General features: G+C 33.2%; 13 protein-coding genes. 8 read left to right on the top strand and 5 right to left on the bottom strand.

Annotated elements, in window-relative coordinates:
• Nucleotides 1–74: 74 nt before the first annotated feature.
• Nucleotides 75–5,015: a hypothetical protein gene (locus tag EI427_RS19280; protein ID WP_126617800.1), complete on the bottom strand. Its 4,941-nt coding sequence runs from the start codon at nucleotides 5,013–5,015 to the stop codon at nucleotides 75–77.
• 277 nt (nucleotides 5,016–5,292) lie between these two features.
• Between EI427_RS19280 and EI427_RS19275 the strand changes: the two genes are divergently transcribed.
• The 8 genes from EI427_RS19275 to tsf all read left to right on the top strand — a co-directional run bounded on the left by EI427_RS19275 (nucleotide 5,293) and on the right by tsf (nucleotide 11,608).
• The gene (locus EI427_RS19275) at nucleotides 5,293–5,979 is read left to right on the top strand and encodes a Crp/Fnr family transcriptional regulator (protein WP_126617797.1); all 687 of its coding nucleotides are present in this window, start codon (nucleotides 5,293–5,295) and stop codon (nucleotides 5,977–5,979) included.
• 274 nt (nucleotides 5,980–6,253) lie between these two features.
• Nucleotides 6,254–7,528, top strand: coding sequence for a serine hydroxymethyltransferase (locus tag EI427_RS19270; RefSeq protein WP_126617795.1), 1,275 nt, complete (start codon nucleotides 6,254–6,256; stop codon nucleotides 7,526–7,528).
• Nucleotides 7,529–7,638: 110 nt separating this feature from the next.
• Nucleotides 7,639–8,346 carry a hypothetical protein gene (locus tag EI427_RS19265; protein ID WP_126617793.1) on the top strand — a complete coding sequence of 236 codons (708 nt, stop codon included), beginning with the start codon at nucleotides 7,639–7,641 and terminating at the stop codon, nucleotides 8,344–8,346.
• A 366-nt stretch (nucleotides 8,347–8,712) separates the two neighbouring features.
• Complete coding sequence (gene rplM, locus EI427_RS19260) at nucleotides 8,713–9,156, top strand: 50S ribosomal protein L13 (protein WP_126617791.1); 444 nt, start codon at nucleotides 8,713–8,715, stop codon at nucleotides 9,154–9,156.
• A gap of 12 nt (nucleotides 9,157–9,168) precedes the next feature.
• Nucleotides 9,169–9,555, top strand: coding sequence for a 30S ribosomal protein S9 (gene rpsI, locus EI427_RS19255; RefSeq protein WP_126617789.1), 387 nt, complete (start codon nucleotides 9,169–9,171; stop codon nucleotides 9,553–9,555).
• A 102-nt stretch (nucleotides 9,556–9,657) separates the two neighbouring features.
• Nucleotides 9,658–10,419, top strand: a complete 762-nt coding sequence (gene rpsB, locus EI427_RS19250; protein WP_126617787.1) for a 30S ribosomal protein S2 — start codon at nucleotides 9,658–9,660, stop codon at nucleotides 10,417–10,419.
• A 33-nt stretch (nucleotides 10,420–10,452) separates the two neighbouring features.
• A complete protein-coding gene (locus tag EI427_RS19245; protein ID WP_126617785.1) occupies nucleotides 10,453–10,653 on the top strand; it encodes a hypothetical protein in 201 nt (66 codons plus the stop codon).
• Nucleotides 10,654–10,777: 124 nt separating this feature from the next.
• On the top strand, nucleotides 10,778–11,608 hold the full coding sequence (tsf, locus tag EI427_RS19240; RefSeq protein WP_126617783.1) for a translation elongation factor Ts: 831 nt from the start codon (nucleotides 10,778–10,780) through the stop codon (nucleotides 11,606–11,608).
• A gap of 155 nt (nucleotides 11,609–11,763) precedes the next feature.
• On the opposite strand, the gene EI427_RS25955 is transcribed toward tsf, so the two are convergent.
• From EI427_RS25955 to porK, 4 genes are all read right to left on the bottom strand, one after another.
• Nucleotides 11,764–12,651, bottom strand: coding sequence for a gliding motility protein GldN (locus tag EI427_RS25955; protein ID WP_155523303.1), 888 nt, complete (start codon nucleotides 12,649–12,651; stop codon nucleotides 11,764–11,766).
• A 12-nt stretch (nucleotides 12,652–12,663) separates the two neighbouring features.
• Entirely contained in the window at nucleotides 12,664–14,277 is a 1,614-nt protein-coding gene (gene porM, locus EI427_RS19230) for a type IX secretion system motor protein PorM/GldM (RefSeq protein WP_126617781.1), read from the bottom strand.
• A gap of 52 nt (nucleotides 14,278–14,329) precedes the next feature.
• Nucleotides 14,330–15,151 (bottom strand): type IX secretion system motor protein PorL/GldL, encoded by an 822-nt coding sequence (porL, locus tag EI427_RS19225; protein WP_126617779.1) that lies wholly within the window; start codon nucleotides 15,149–15,151, stop codon nucleotides 14,330–14,332.
• Nucleotides 15,152–15,235: 84 nt separating this feature from the next.
• Entirely contained in the window at nucleotides 15,236–16,288 is a 1,053-nt protein-coding gene (gene porK / locus EI427_RS19220) for a T9SS ring complex lipoprotein PorK/GldK (RefSeq protein ID WP_126617777.1), read from the bottom strand.
• Nucleotides 16,289–16,349 lie beyond the last annotated feature (61 nt).

Raw genomic sequence — 16,349 nt, 5'->3', positions numbered from 1 at the left:
ATAATACTACACAATAATACAAGCATCTTATTCTATAACATCTCTGAATAATAAAGAAAAAACACCTAAATAAGTCAATTCCAAGTAGCTACACTTATCACTTTTGTAAATTTTTCTATTCTATGTTGCCTATTTTCAGCAAGTAATAGTAGAAGAAACTTACCATACACTCGTTCTCCAGAAGTTGTTTTACCATCCCATCTAACTACATCACCCATACCTATTTCAAAATTAGTTCGTAATGATGTTATTAATTGCCCTCTAACATTATATACTTCTAACCTAAATATTCTTAGAGGAAATTCATTATTATTTTCAATCAATAAATAATCATCTATTCCATCTCCATTGGTTGTAATTAAAGTTGTATTTACTATTAACCCACCAAAATTATTGGCATGAGCCGTACCCTTGTTATTTCTAGAATTCTTCTTTGTAGGTGTAGCAAAACCAACACTTTCAATAGCAGATGTCCAATTATCTTCTAAACTAGCCTCTTTATTATAATCTATTCTTTCTAAGGAAACATCTTCAATATTTTTTAAATACCCTTGATGCATTTTATCATTATAAAGAAACCGTTCTAAAATTTCATTGTGATTGTTCATTAAAACAACCCCTCCTTCTTGATTGGGAAAGGTGGGTAATTTTAATTCAAAAATATGATCACTTATGGCTGATGGGTAGAAATTCAATAAGTTATCAACACTATTTGTAAAAACATACCATGTTTTAGGAGGCATAAATAACGATTTTGTGGATAACTTTTTAAAATCAGAAATTCCTTCATTATTAATATTACCAATTTTATAATCTTTTAAATTGATATAACCACTTGATGCATTATAAATTTCCACAAAATCTTCATTAAGAATAGATGGATCGAAGAGTAATTCTGATAAAGATAATTGTACTTCTTTTGGTGATTTAATCAGCTGCTTTTTTTGAGGAATTAGACTGATATTTAATAAGCAATCAGAGATATTTTCAATACTAATTTCAACCTCTGAATTTATTTTTTTTTCATCCATAAAAAAGACCATTTCTCCCTGCCATTCTAATTGATTAAAAGGGATAATATCATCATTATATTTTACTATACTATTCTTTGATAATAATGGTGAAACGTCTTCATCAAATTGAAGATATATAGTATCATTTACGGCAAATGTCGCTATCAATTCTGGTGCTCTATAATCTTCTAAAAAACTAGTTATGGAATTTTTTTCTGCTGGTGTACCACCTCTATTATCCTCTGATGCTCTCCAGTTCTTTTTACCAACACAAGAGCTTTGAATATCAATCATTTCTAACGACCATCCTCCTTTTGCTTTCTCTCTATCCTGATAATAAAAAGGTGTATAGTTTATTCTTTGAAGTTCTTCATTTTCCTTATTATAAAGTACTATCTCACCTTCTGTATTATTTAAATTCTTCCAAGATTTTATACCAACACTATTAATACCATTTTCTAGAAAGTTATCAACATGTTCAAGTGGTGTTAGTAATAGATACTCTCTTGGTTTAATACTATTTATTGGTAGTTCAATTTTCACTCCATTCAATAACATTACACAATCACCAATATTAAGGTGTAAGTCGCTGTTATTGTATAGTTCTATGTATTCAGAAGTAGGTAAAGCCGTAATAGATGAATGATTAGTCATCAACTCAGTTATCAACAACTGTTGATAGTTCACTTTTGGTGATACAAAAAACGTTTCAGTACTAGAAAATTGGATATTATTGAAACAATCATAGAAGTTACCAACAGTAAGATTTACTAACACACCAGAAGGAATATTCTCATTAAGAGTAATATTCAATGTTGAGTTATCAACAAAATATGAGTTATTAACAGGGTTATCAACATTATTTATTAAGCATTGTATTGTACTTTTTAAAGAATCAAAGAAAACAGGTTCATTAAATAGAATTTGGATACTAACATTGTTGATAACTTTTATGTTTGTAATAAACGGTGGTTCTATATCTTCTAATTGTGCAAACACAGAATTTTCCATTCCTAAAGTACCTCCACTTAAACTGTTGGTAACTTTCCAGTTTATTTCAGACGTACAATTAAACCAAGGATCAATCTTTTCTAAGGTATAACCACCTTCAGCTTTGGTATTATCTTTATATGTTTTTTTTGAATAAAAAACTTCATCTACTATTAAATTATTATCAAGAGATAAAAGTTGTAATGTATCTCCTTCATTTTTTAAAATACTCAAATTTTCTATTCCTATTACATTATCATATTCGCTCCATAAATCAATGTTTTTAGCAGCAACAAGAATTACAAATGCATTTGGTAATAACGACAAATGTTCAAGTCTAAAAGTATCATTGTCTATTAATAATTTAAGCTGTGTTAATGATAAAGTATCTTGACTCAAATTCTTTAATTCAATGGCTTCAGAATTTGGTAATCCTACAGATGGAGATGGATCAATTAATAACTCATTAAATACAAGATCTCCAACACCTATTTTCTTAGGAGTTGTAAGCCTAAATAGTGTCGTTTCACTTTTATTTTCTGCTAGATCTCTTAACCCTTTTTCAACCTCAATTTCAAGTTCGCTTTCAGGCTCAAAATCTCTATCAAAAACCAATGAAATTTGCTTATTCAAATACGATATTTTACTTACATTATAACCTTCAATTTTATATCTATTTGGTAATAAAACATCATCCTTAATTAACTCTTCAGAACATTCTATCAATAATGAATTAGAAGACTTTAATACACAATTAGAGAGTACCGGAAGTTCATTGTCGATAATAAGTATAGTATCTAACACTGGTAATTTTTTGCCTTTACAATTTTCTAGTCCAACTATAGACAGATCATAACCCTTATTTTTAATCAGGGGATTAGTAAAAAACACATATAGACTATTCTCTTCAATTTTATAATTCTGAACCTCTAATTCAGTACTAGTTATTAAAAGTGGAGTTATATTAATTTTCTCATCAAAAATTAAAGTCGATAAATGCGTTGAAGAAGAAATCGTCACATTAATTTCTTGATAGTCGACTTTAAAAATCACATTATCAATTTCAATTGAATACAGTTTTCCACTTTCTAGAGCAGTTGTTGTTGATATAAAAAGTTTATTTTTTTCTTTTCTGACTTGATCTACACTAAAATCAAGTGGTTTTAAGTCAATGTTTTCAAGACCAACTGTATCAGTAAATGTTATGATAATCTCATTTTTAGAAAAAGCATAGATTTCTATTATAGATTGTTCTTCTTTAATTTTTTGAGATATACTATCTGTTAGATTACCATTTTCATCTTCTAAATTAAATAATTGTATATGAGCTATAGAAGCTAAATCAATAACATTGATAGATAAAATATCGCTTGGACAACTATTTTTTTGATAGTCAACTGCTCTCCCATTTACCTCAACTACTACATTTTGTAGAACAGGTTCTGAAAATTGAAGTAAAAGGCTGTCAGAATAATATTGTACAGATGTTAATAATGGAGGAATTGTATCGTATTGAAAATAAATATTCTTCTTCTTTAAAGAATTACCTGATTTATCTTTCAAATTTCTGATGGATAAACCGTAAGTCTCTTGTTCAATAAAAAATGTACTATCAAAAAATAATTGTACAGAACTATCATTACAAAAAACTTGAGAAGGATGTATTTCTTCATTAATCAAGGCATAATTAAAAATATCAATAGCTTCGATCTTATCTAATTCATCATTGAAATTTAAGGTAATCTTGTTCGAAGTATTAATCGTAAAATCTATTAACCTTGGTAATTGTGTATCAAACTCAAAGAAAAAAGAAGAGGTACTTATATTATTTTTATAGTCAGATAAATCATTTATTCTTAATTCAACTATTTCATTTTCTGGTAAAGGTGCAGATAATATGATAAAAATTGAAGAAGAATCATTGTTAGAAAATGAATAATTATCTATTGATATTTCTTCCTCTTTCCACTTTATAAAAATATTTTCAGAAGCTAAACTGTTGATTTCTTCAGAAAAATTAATCCAAAATGAATATGCATTTATGGAGTTTATAGAAATAATTACCGGAGGTATTAAATCTTCAAAAAGAAAATTAGAAGTTATAGAAGTATTATTCCCTGATAAATCACATACATTATTAATGGTGAAATTATAATTTTCATCAATTTCTAGTCCTGATGGAAACTCACAAAAAAGTGTATCAATATTTAAATAAATAGATGTTGCTATTCCATCAATACTAAGGTCTGAAATACAATTTGTGGCTAATTCTTCATTAAAGATAAATTGAATGATCGAATCACCAGAAAAGTTTATCTTTTCTAAAATCGGTACTTCATGATCTAATGCTTTTAAAAAATGATCTAAATAGAAATCATCATATAAAAAATGTTGACCTCTAGCTGCTGAAGTAAAATGTGAAGAAAAGCCTGTAAAAAATGAATCTGACAATGGCTCATGCTGAATTGAAACTGAATCAGAGAAGTCTGTAATAACACTCCATTCAGAATTTCCATCAAAAATAATTTTTAAATGATTCCATTCAGAATTTAAAGACTGAATAGGTGCCTTAATAATTAAGCTATCATTTGATAAAAAATAAATCTGATCTGCAACTTTAACTGATAAATAATTACCATTTAGATAAGACAATGAATCACTCATCAGAATAAAAGATGAATAATTAGTTTTCTGTAAATTGGTAGAGACCGAAAAATTGTGTTGAAAACTAAATTCCCAAATTAAGGTATCCGGATAATCATTTATCAAGATTTCATGAGGAGACAATGCGTAAACAGTGCGTTGTCCTGTCCCAGAAGTGCTATTTAATTGAAAATAACCATCATTAGTTTGCATAAACCACCCTTCTGGAATATTACCTGTAGAGGTAGAACCACCTAACAAATTGGTTGGTTGAGAAAAATCCTGATAAATAATACTTTGAGAAAATAGCGGAATCGTAAAAAACGATAAACAGTATAATAGTATACCGCTCAATAGAAATTTGTACATAGTAGTAAGAAAAATTATGAATCGTTTGCTAAAAAAGTCCTCAATAATGACTTCTCTCATTATTGAGGAAAACTTATATCATACACAAGTTGATAAACAACATTTACATTTGCAATGGATAATTCTGATAAAAGCGCACAGTCGGGAGCATTTATTGCACTCGGCTGTGTTTTTTTATGTAAAAAAGTAACTAATGTCATTTTTTTTAGTAAATCTGTGATTTTGATAGTACTTTTAAATCGCTTTTATCAGAATTATCCACTTACACACTAAAAAGATGAAATTGGTACAACCCTCTTGCGCTTTAAAAGCTAAGGGAAGCCAATCTTTATTTTCTTGTCTTACTGCTGAGCAACTTGATAAACTTCAGCCTCATACATGTCACTACTTTAAAAAAGGGCAACCGATTTTCCAAGAAGAATCGATGCCTACAGGAGTGTATTGTATTAGCGAAGGTTTAGTTAAAGTTACTAAGCTCGGCAGTAACGGAAAAGAACAGATTTTACGAATTGCCAAACCTGGTGATTTTGTAGGCTACAAGTCTCTTATCAAAGGCGGACGTTATAGAGCATCCGCAATTGCCATTGAAGACTCATCAATTTGTCTTATTCCAAAAGCTATTTTTATGGAGATTCTCCATGAAAATGTAGAGTTTTACCAACAAATTGTCCATTTATTATGCGAAGTAATTGACAGTGCAGAATCAAAACTGACTGACATTGCTTACAAACCTGTGCGTGGACGAATTGCTGAGGCATTATTACTCTTAGATAAGGCCTTTGAAGACAAAGAACAAATCACTCTTACTCGTGAAGATTTAGCAGGATTGGTAGGTACAGTTAAAGAAACTGCAATACGTATCATCTCTGAATTTAAACACGAGAAATTAATTGAGATTAATAAAAGAAGTATTAAAATTATTAATCCTGATGGCCTTGTGAAAATTAGCCATTTGTACGATTAAATTTTGATATAAAATTATCAGATTGAATTAAAATCATCAAAAAGAATCGAATAATTCTTTTTGATGATTTTTCTGTTTTTAAGCACTATATATTATGATTTTATTAGTAAAAAGGGTCTAAATCAAAAAATAATATTATTAAATTGATCTTTTTTTACTAAATCTCTTAATGGCACATTGAAATTTAGTAGTTTAGCGCGTCTAAAGGTACAACCTCCTATTTTTCAATAGGAATAAATTCAACTATTAAACAAACAAAACCACTTTTTTAGCCATGAAAAGAGATGAAATCATCTTTGATCTTATAGATCGCGAAAAAGAAAGACAACTTTCTGGTATTGAATTAATCGCTTCAGAGAATTTTGCATCTGAGCAGGTTATGGAAGCTATGGGAAGTGTATTAACAAACAAATACGCAGAAGGCTTACCTGGCAAGCGTTATTATGGTGGTTGTGAAGTAGTAGATGAGGTAGAAAACCTTGCTATCGACCGCCTAAAAGAACTGTTTGGTGCAGTTTGGGCTAACGTTCAACCTCACTCTGGTGCACAAGCTAATGCTGCTGTTATGTTAGCAGTATTAAAACCAGGTGATAAAATTTTAGGATTTGACCTATCTCACGGTGGTCACTTAACTCACGGTTCTCCTGTAAACTTCTCAGGAAAACTTTATAGTCCTTCTTTTTACGGAGTAGAACAAGAAACAGGTCTTATCGATTGGGATAAAGTTGTTGAAACTGCTCGTAAAGAAAAGCCTCAATTAATTATTGCTGGTGCTTCTGCTTACTCTCGTGAGTGGAATTACAAGAAATTACGTGAAGTTGCTGACGAAATTGGTGCTCTTTTATTAGCCGATATTTCTCATCCTTCAGGGTTAATTGCAAAAGGTAAACTTGATGATCCTATCAAATACTGTCATATCGTAACTTCTACTACCCACAAAACATTACGTGGACCAAGAGGTGGAATTATTATGATGGGAGAAGATTTCGAAAATCCTTGGGGTTTAAAAACACCTAAAGGAAAAACTCGTATGATGTCTTCTTTATTAGATTCTGGTGTATTCCCAGGAACTCAAGGTGGTCCTTTAGAGCACGTTATTGCTGCTAAAGCAATTGCATTTGGCGAAGCATTATCTCCAGAATATGGTGAGTATGTAACTCAAGTTCAAGCAAATGCTCAAGAAATGGCAAAACACTTTATTGCTAAAGGTTATGATATCATTTCTGGAGGTACAGATAACCACTTAATGCTAATCGACTTACGTTCGAAAGGTTTAACTGGTAAGATCGCTGAAAATACATTAATAAAAGCTGATATTACTATCAACAAAAATATGGTTCCTTTTGATGACAAATCTCCATTTGTTACTTCAGGTATGCGTATTGGTACTGCTGCGGTTACAACTCGTGGTTTGAAAGAAAGTGATATGGGCAAAATAGTTGATTTCATTGACAGAGTTTTAATGAATCACGAAAATGAAGAAGAAATTAATAAAGTAAAATCTGAGATAAATGAGTGGATGCGTAAGTTCCCTCTATTTACTTGGTAAATTTTAATTAATTACTTCAAAAGGGCATATTTCAATTGAAATATGTCCTTTTTTTTATAATTTGAACTAGTAAATTCTTCTTAATCTCAAATTCAAAAATAACCTAAATTATGAAAAGCAATCTATTAACTCTTCTACTTTTAAGTTCTATTGTTATCTCCTGTAGTTCTGGAGATGATAATATTATTACATCTAGTGATCCAACTATTGAGATTGAAAACCAACAAGAAATTTTAGAGGTATATCCTTTAGATACAATCAGCCTTAATGTAAAAGCAACAACAACTAGTAATGAGCCTATTAGTTCATTTACAAGTTATAATGATTGTGGAGAAAAACTCTCTAAAGACCCGGATAATGTATATCAAGATCAAGCTACTTATGAATATAAAGCAGTAGCACCATACGAAAAAGGTGATACTGAAATTCGTTTTACAGCTTTTACAGACAAAGGAGAGACTGCTGATATAATTCAAAAAGTAAAAGTTATAGATACTCCATATTTAATAGAGTTTGATAGTAGTAATGTTCCTCTAACTGCTTCAGATAAATCTACTTTTAGAGTAACTGGCTTATTAAAATCAAAAATTCCATTTAATGATATAAGTTTTTCAACTACAATCCAAGAAGGAGGTATACAAGCTGTTAATGATGATATATTACTTCCATTACCGCATACTTCTAAAGAAGGTTTCATCATCACAAAACATACTTATATTAAAGATGATAATGGTTACTCAATTTATACTTTTGATGTTACATATACTGTTACTGCAGAAGTGAATGATGGAGATCAAAATACTCCCCTACTATTTTAGATTATTTTAAATTTTCAATTAATTATAACTTTTATTATCCAAATCAAAATATAAAATGTTCAAGTAGCCCAAGGTTTGGAAGTTGGACTAAAACGGTTTCAATTCAATAAAAACTACCATTAATAACATGATAATAAAATTAAAGCACTCATTTTCAACAATGAGTGCTTTAATTTTAACACCTACTTTGGATTTGTTTAGAGATATATGATTGCTAAAGTGTTGGTAATCATAAAATAATATTCTACCTTTGCCCGTCGCTTACGTTAACCCGTAATGCGTGTTCAGGTCGAAGTGTTTGCAAATAACTGTATTTCAGTTATGTAAGTGCTTCTAGTTATAATTTTTCTAAAACGAAGAATCACAGTGGATACACTCAGTTACAAAACTGCAACAGTGAACAAAGTTACTGCTCAAAAAGAGTGGGTTTTGTTTAACGCAGAAGGTAAAACATTGGGTCGTTTGGCTACTGAAATTGCTATGTACTTACGTGGCAAAAAGAAGCCAAGCTTTACTCCTAATGTTGACTGTGGAGATAACGTAGTTGTTATCAACGCAGAAAAAGTGAACCTTACTGGTAAAAAATGGGATGCGAAAGTTTACTTACGCTACTCAGGATACCCAGGTGGTTTAAAATCAAGAACTGCAACAGAAATGAAAGCAAAATTTCCTACTCGATTAGTAGAGAATGCAGTTAAAGGCATGTTGCCGAAAGGACGTTTGGGGCGTGATTTATACCGTAACTTGTATGTATATGCAGGTGGCGAGCACAAACACGAAGCTCAACAACCTAAAAAAATTGAACTTTAATAAAATTAAGTGATGGAAGTAATTAACACTTCAGGCAGAAGAAAAACTTCTGTAGCAAGAATTTACCTGTCTCAAGGTGAAGGAAAGATTACTGTCAACAAACGTGAGTTTGCGGATTATTTCCCATCTGAGGTTTTGCAAATCAAAGTGCAACAACCATTAGAATTGACTAATGAGTCTGGCAAGTACGATATTGACGTAAACGTTCAAGGTGGTGGTATTAACGGACAAGCGGAAGCTGTACGTTTAGCGATCTCTAAAGCGCTTTGCGAAATCAACGCAGAACACAGATTGACATTGAAACCGGAAGGTTTCTTAACTCGTGACCCTCGTATGGTGGAAAGAAAGAAACCAGGTCGCAGAAAAGCGAGAAGAAAATTCCAATTCTCAAAACGTTAATCAGCGGATTTTGCATATGTGCCGGCTTTGGATGGTCTTATTCAAGACTATCTGCCGCACTACGTAAATACGTTTTTCAAAACAATCTACTTGTTAGAAACAATGAAAAATTTAGAATACAAAGAACTGCTTGACGCAGGTGTTCACTTTGGTCACTTGACCAGAAAGTGGAATCCTAAAATGGCTCCTTACATTTTCATGGAGCGCAATGGTATCCACATCATTGACCTGAACAAAACAAAGACAGCTTTAGAGCAAGCACAAAGTGCTTTAAAAAATATTGTGAAGTCTGGTCGTAAAGTGATGTTTGTTGCTACTAAAAAACAAGCAAAAGACATCGTTGCGCAAGAGGCTGCACGTTTGAAAATGCCTTTCGTTACAGAACGTTGGTTAGGTGGTATGCTTACCAACTTCCAAACTGTACGTAAGTCATTGAAAAAAATGTCATCTATTGACAAATTAATGAAGAGCGAGGAGTACACTTCTCTTGCAAAGCGTGAGCGTCTTATGATGCAACGTGAGCGTGAGAAATTGGAAAGAGTATTGGGCGGTATTGCTGACCAAACTCGTCTTCCGGCTGCACTTTTCATCGTAGATGTTAAGCGTGAGTCTATCGCTGTAAAAGAAGCTCAAAAATTAGGTATTCCTGTTTATGCAATGGTTGATACGAACTCTAACCCTGAGGGTGTTGATTTCGTTATTCCTGCAAATGACGATGCATTCAAATCAGTAAGTGCTATTATGGGTGCTGTTGGTTCTGCAATCGAAGAAGGAATTGGCGAGCGTAAGAAAGAGCGTGACGAAGCTGCTAGTGCTGCTGCTGTAGCAGAGAAAAAAGCGGCTGACGAAGCAACTAAAGAGTAATTCTTCCTCGTTTACCTTTAAAATTTGAATAAAATGGATATTAAAGATATCAAAGAGCTTGAAGCTAAACTTCACGATTTAAGAGTGAAGCAAGGCGACATCTTCAAACAGAAGAAAGCTGAGCGCGACACTGCAGCTCTTGAAGCTATCCGTACAGAGATGGCTGAATTAAAAGCTAAAGTGAAAGGTGGTTTATCTATTAGAAAAGCTGCTAATCAAAAAGCTTCTAAATAAGTTTTAACTTATTGATGAGTTTTTAATCGAGCCCGCACTGTACTTCTGTACCTTGCGGGTTCGTTTGTATAAATTTTCGGTAGAATTTTCTACCCTTTTTCAACCTTTCTTTTAAATCAGAGAGATGGCTATCACAGCAAAAGACGTTAAAGAGCTACGTACTATTACTGGTGCGGGTATGATGGACTGCAAAAAAGCACTCCAAGAAGCTGAAGGCGATATCGACAAAGCAGTTGAAATCCTTCGTAAAAAAGGACAAAAATTAGCTGCTAAGAGAGCTGACAGAGAAACAACTGAAGGTCAAGTATTTGTATATTCAAGTGCTGACAACAGTAAATCTGTAGCTTTAGCATTCGCTTGTGAAACTGAACCTGTTTCAGTAAATGAAGAATTTGCTGCCTTAGGTCAGAAATTACTTGAAGCTGCTGTTGCTGCAGACGCTCAAACAGCTGAAGAAGTTCTTGCTTTAGAAATTGATGGAGTTCCTGCTACAGAAGCAATTACTTCATTAACTGCTAAAATGGGAGAGAAAATGGAAATCAGTGGATACGCTAACGTATCTGGTGCTGCTGTTGCTGCTTATAAGCATGGTAGTGCTATTGTTGTACTTGTTGAACTTTCTGAAGCTGCAGACGACGCTGTCCTTGAAGCTGGTAGAAACGTAGGAATGCAAGTTGCTGCAATGCGTCCAATCGCTTTATCTGAAGCAGACGTTGACACTTCATTAGTAGAAAAAGAAAAAGAAATCGGCATGGAGCGTGCTCGCCAAGAAGGTAAGCCGGAACATATCTTAGAGCGTATTGCTGAAGGTTATGTGAAGAAATTCTTGAAAGAGAACACTCTTCTTAACCAAGAATACGTGAAAGAGTCTAGCCAAACTGTTAAAGCTTACGTAGCAAGCGTTAAACCTGGTTTAGAAGTTAAATCTTTCCACCGTGTTTCAACTGGTAAATAATTAATTCTTTACTGAATTTCTTATATAAAAGGCTTCATTTTTTTAAGAAATGAAGCCTTTTTGTATCTAAATATTTTTGTTGACCATAGGTTTAAATACAAAAAAGCAGTTCCAATCAAATTGAAACTGCTTTTATAATTTATTTATGATAAATACTAGTTAGACCATAAGTCTGATTCGTATTCAACTAAATCATATTTGTATTCTAAACCTTTCATTAAAGCAATATCACCTTTAGCATCACCATACAATAAAGCAATATCTTTATCTTGTGTATTTGTGTACTTAGTAATTTTACCTTGGAATAAAAGAAGATCAAATGCATCTGATAAGTTTTTACTTTCAGCTAAGTTTCTGTCGTTGTACCAAAGAGCATCTCTGTTTTCTTTGAATAAGTTTTCAACAACTTCCTTATAACTGAAAGAAGCAACAGCTCTCTCTAAAGTACCGCCATTATTTTCTGCAGGTAATACTAAAGATATTACTTGAATATCATGTAACCATTTACCTCTTCTACGGTCAAATAAGATATCAACTTTAACATCCATCAAATAAATATCCTCAGGATATAATTCATCAGATGATGCTGCAACAGCTCCACCAGCTCCGGCTCCAGAGTCTCCTCCCCAGCCATCACCGCCACCTGAGTCTCCCCAGCCGCCGCCGCCGCCCCAATCGTCGCCGCCACCCCAGTCGTCACCGCCGCCTGAGTCACCGCCTAAATTAGGTTTTTTGATACGTTCTTTAAATTCATCAATTGTTAGACGTTTCTTTAAAGAGTCATTTTCATATGGTCTAAGTAAACTACTCTTTACTGCATCAATCATTAATTTTGGTAACCAACGGTTTTTCGCAAAAAATGGTTGATTCATTTTATCAGTAAGATTTACTCTGTACCATACAGTTCTCTTAAACATAATATCGGCATTACGAACAGGTCGAACCGAATGCTTATTCCATTCGCTTTCATCTATTTCCTGTGCATATGCCATACTAGCAAAGCTTACAAATGCTAGTAAAAGTAATCCTCTTAGATTTCTCATAATCTTGAATCTTTAATTAACTGAGATAGTAGTGATGCCACCAACACCTGATACTCTTTCAGTCTGTCCTTGTGAGTTCTTACGAACCACTTTCTTCACATCGATAACTACACGTACACCAGGTGTACCTTTTGGAGCTTTCTTTAATAATCTTCCAATATCAAAGTCTTGCTTACCTCCTGTAATTTTAACAGGACCAGCTAATGGCTTTGTACCAAATGCTACTGTAACTTCCCATTCTACAACTCTGTAGTTAGCTTCGTCAGGTAATGCGGCTTTAAATTCCTCATCAGCAACTGGACGAACTCTTAACTTACTAGTTTTAGAACTAATACCTTTTTTCAAATCTATACCAGGGAATGCAATAGTTGGTTTTGGAACTCCTCTTGTTTTAAAAGTTTTTGTTCCAATTTTATTACCTCCACTAGAAACAGTAAGAACTACTGACTTAGCAGTTGGTTTAGGAATAATTGTAGCTTCTTTACCTTTAGAAAGAACTTTTGCATTAGTACCTGAGAATCTCGGGTTATATGCTTCTCCTAAAGCAGGAACATCTACAACTAATTTGTTTGCAACATTTCTATATAAAGCATTTACTGTAGCAGAATTTACTTCAATAGATGGCTTAACTACAACAAACTCTTCTTCAACTATCAATGTAGTATCACCAAAAGGAGTTGTGTAAGTAATTTCACCTTTCCAAGTTTGATTAGAACGACCATTCTTATCATATTTTGCAGGTTTAGCAGGGAATTTCACTTCACCAACACCGTCAACAACTTTGATAGAAGAACCATTATATTTCATTCTTGGTTTTGCAGCTGAAGAAGAGGCAGCAATAAACATTGTTGCTTCATAATCTAAACCTGCAGCTACATATTTTGATGTAGGTTTTACAATTGCAACTACTTTATCAAATACTACTCTACCGCCTACACGATCATTAAGTACTTTTAAAACTTTAGTTTCATTTTGTAAAACTTCTGAAGACATTTCACTTAAAATTGCCAATACAGCAGCAGCAGGTGTATCTTCAAATTGGATATATGCAAAATCTTTATTCTTGTTATCCTTATCATTTTTGTATTGAGCCATATCCTTTGCAGGATGTGCTAATTTTCCAATAGGTTTCCAAGTTTTAGTAGTATCATATTTAATAGCTACCTCATCAAAGTGTTTTGCTAAAGCATTTAATTTCTTTTCTAAATCGTATGCTTTTCCATTTTTCTTCGATTCTTGACCAATTAAGATTTCAGCTGGAACTTGAGTATCACTCTTTCCTTTCAACTGACCGTTTTCTGTTCCGCCAGTTGCTTTTGTAATTTCTTCTTTTAATTCGTCAATATATGAAATAACTTTACTAGTTTCTTTTCTTAATGCTTGCGCATCAGATAAAACTGCTTTAGTAATTTCATTTGTTTTCTTTGCAACAGCACCTTCAATTGCATGAAGTTGTCTGTCGTTTTCTTGCGAAGTAATATGATTAGAGTTTTCTAATGATTGCTCAATAAAAGTAAACTTATCTAAAACTGTATTACTTACGTTCAACGCTAACATGGCCATAAGTACTAAGTACATTAGACCAATCATCCGTTGTCTCGGGGTTTCTTTTGCTCCTCCTGCCATTAGTTTTTCCTTTGTTGATTGTTATACAAATGATCATCTAATAAAAGACTTATTAGCCTTTCATCGCAGTTAGCATTTTACCATAGACATTGTTCAACTGAGTTAAGTTAGTTGTCAATGTCGACATTTGCGTTTTGAATTTAGAAGCTTCTTTACTTGCTTCATCCATACTTTGAACTGCAGTTGCTAAATTACCATGGAATTTATTAATTGTCTTAAGATGGTTATTAGCATCTTTTAATTCCATTTCGTAAACAGCGTTTAATGCACCTAAGTTCTTAGTAATTGCTTGAACTTGTTGTTGGTGAGCTTTAGAATCAGCAGCTGTACCTTCCATTGTTTTCATAGCAGTAACTGTAGTTGAGAATGATTTATTTAAATCACCCATTGACTTAGTTGCTACTTGTAAACTACGAGAGTATTCATCAGAAGCACCTGCAACACCTGCAACGCTTTTCATCTGACCAACTGATTTATTTAAATTATCCATTCCAGAACCGAAATTCTTGAATACTTCTGGAGTCAATTTAGCATCTGCTAACATTTTATCCATTGCACCTAAAGCTGCAATATCTTTCTTTGGGTCTGCTTTAGCCTTTTTAGAAGGAGCTTTAACAGCATCTTCACTTAATAATTCTGGATAAGCAAGTGCCCAATCATAATGCTTTTCAAATGGTGCTGCTGGAGCAAATGCACCAATAAAGAATAATAATGCTTCTGTAACCAAACCTGCTGCCAAAATTGGACCACCGTTAGGTAAGTGAAGAATTTTGAACATGGCTCCAATAATTACTACTGATGCACCAAGGTTAGTCAAAATAGGAACATATACTCTGAAGATCTTTTCTCTTCCCGTCTCGTGTAAATTGCTCATTTTACGTCTGCTTAAAATTTTCTAATTGATTGTTGTGGATAATGTTGTGTCCAAGAACTGGCTCACTTGACTTTTTTTTAGAATCTAATAATCGAATCCTGATGATCTACCTAAGTTAATCATCACACATCTAAACCCGATATAAGATCTAGCTTGAGTTTCAAACTCATAAGATCTTGTACCCGTTTGAATATAATAAGGAATATCTTTCCAAGATCCTCCTCTTACGATTTTCTTTGGTTCGTTTGGATCAGTATATGTTGGGTTTAAATCCCATACAATTGGATATCCTGATGGGTTATACGCATCATCACACCATTCTGCAACATTTCCAGACATATCATATAATCCGAATCCGTTAGGGAAATATGCCGCTACTGGAGATGTATAAGAATAACCATCATCATAATAGTTACCTCTACCTGGCTTAAAGTTAGCTAATGCACAACCTTTACCGTTTCTCACATAAGGGCCACCCCATGGATATTTTGCCATATCAAGACCACCTCTTGCTGAATATTCCCATTCTGCTTCTGTTGGTAATCTAAATGCAGGCATCTCTGCCATACCTTGTTCTGTTCTATAACCATTATAGTGTCTTGTTCTCCAAGCACAGAATTCAACTGCAGCTCTACGAGTAACACCAACAACTGGATAATCATCGAATGCAGGATGGCTATAATAGTAATCTTGCATTGGCTCACCCATATGGTAAGAGAAGTCTTTTTCCCAAACTGTTGTGTCTGGTCTTAATTCTTCTTGAATTTGTTCGAAAGTCCAATCTGCACTAGTGTCAGATTCAGCTTCCATACCTTCGATAAATTGACGGTATTCATTATTAGTAATCTCCGTCTCATCCATAAAGAAGCCACTAATAGTAACTTGCTTATTCATGTTGATCATCGAATAGGTGATATCTTCATCTGCCTGTCCCATGTGGAATGTTCCACCAGGTACGGCTGTCATACCATAAGGTACAACTTGTGCATCCCATTCAGGTCGATCTTGAGAGCCGATAAGCTCTCCTCCATCAGAGCCGTCTCCACCTCCTAGTAGGCCGCCTCCTCCACAACTCTGAGTTAAGACAGCCAAAATGCTTAACGCTCCCGTTAGCCTTTTTATTGACAAGCTTTTCATATTAAAAAAATTTATCCGGTTGGATTAATTAAGTTTCTATTTGATTTTATTGATAGTTAAT

Source organism: Flammeovirga pectinis (assembly GCF_003970675.1).
GTDB classification, from domain to species: domain Bacteria; phylum Bacteroidota; class Bacteroidia; order Cytophagales; family Flammeovirgaceae; genus Flammeovirga; species Flammeovirga pectinis.
Note: the sequence above shows the minus strand (reverse complement) of the source record. Positions and strands in the feature narration are given on the sequence as shown.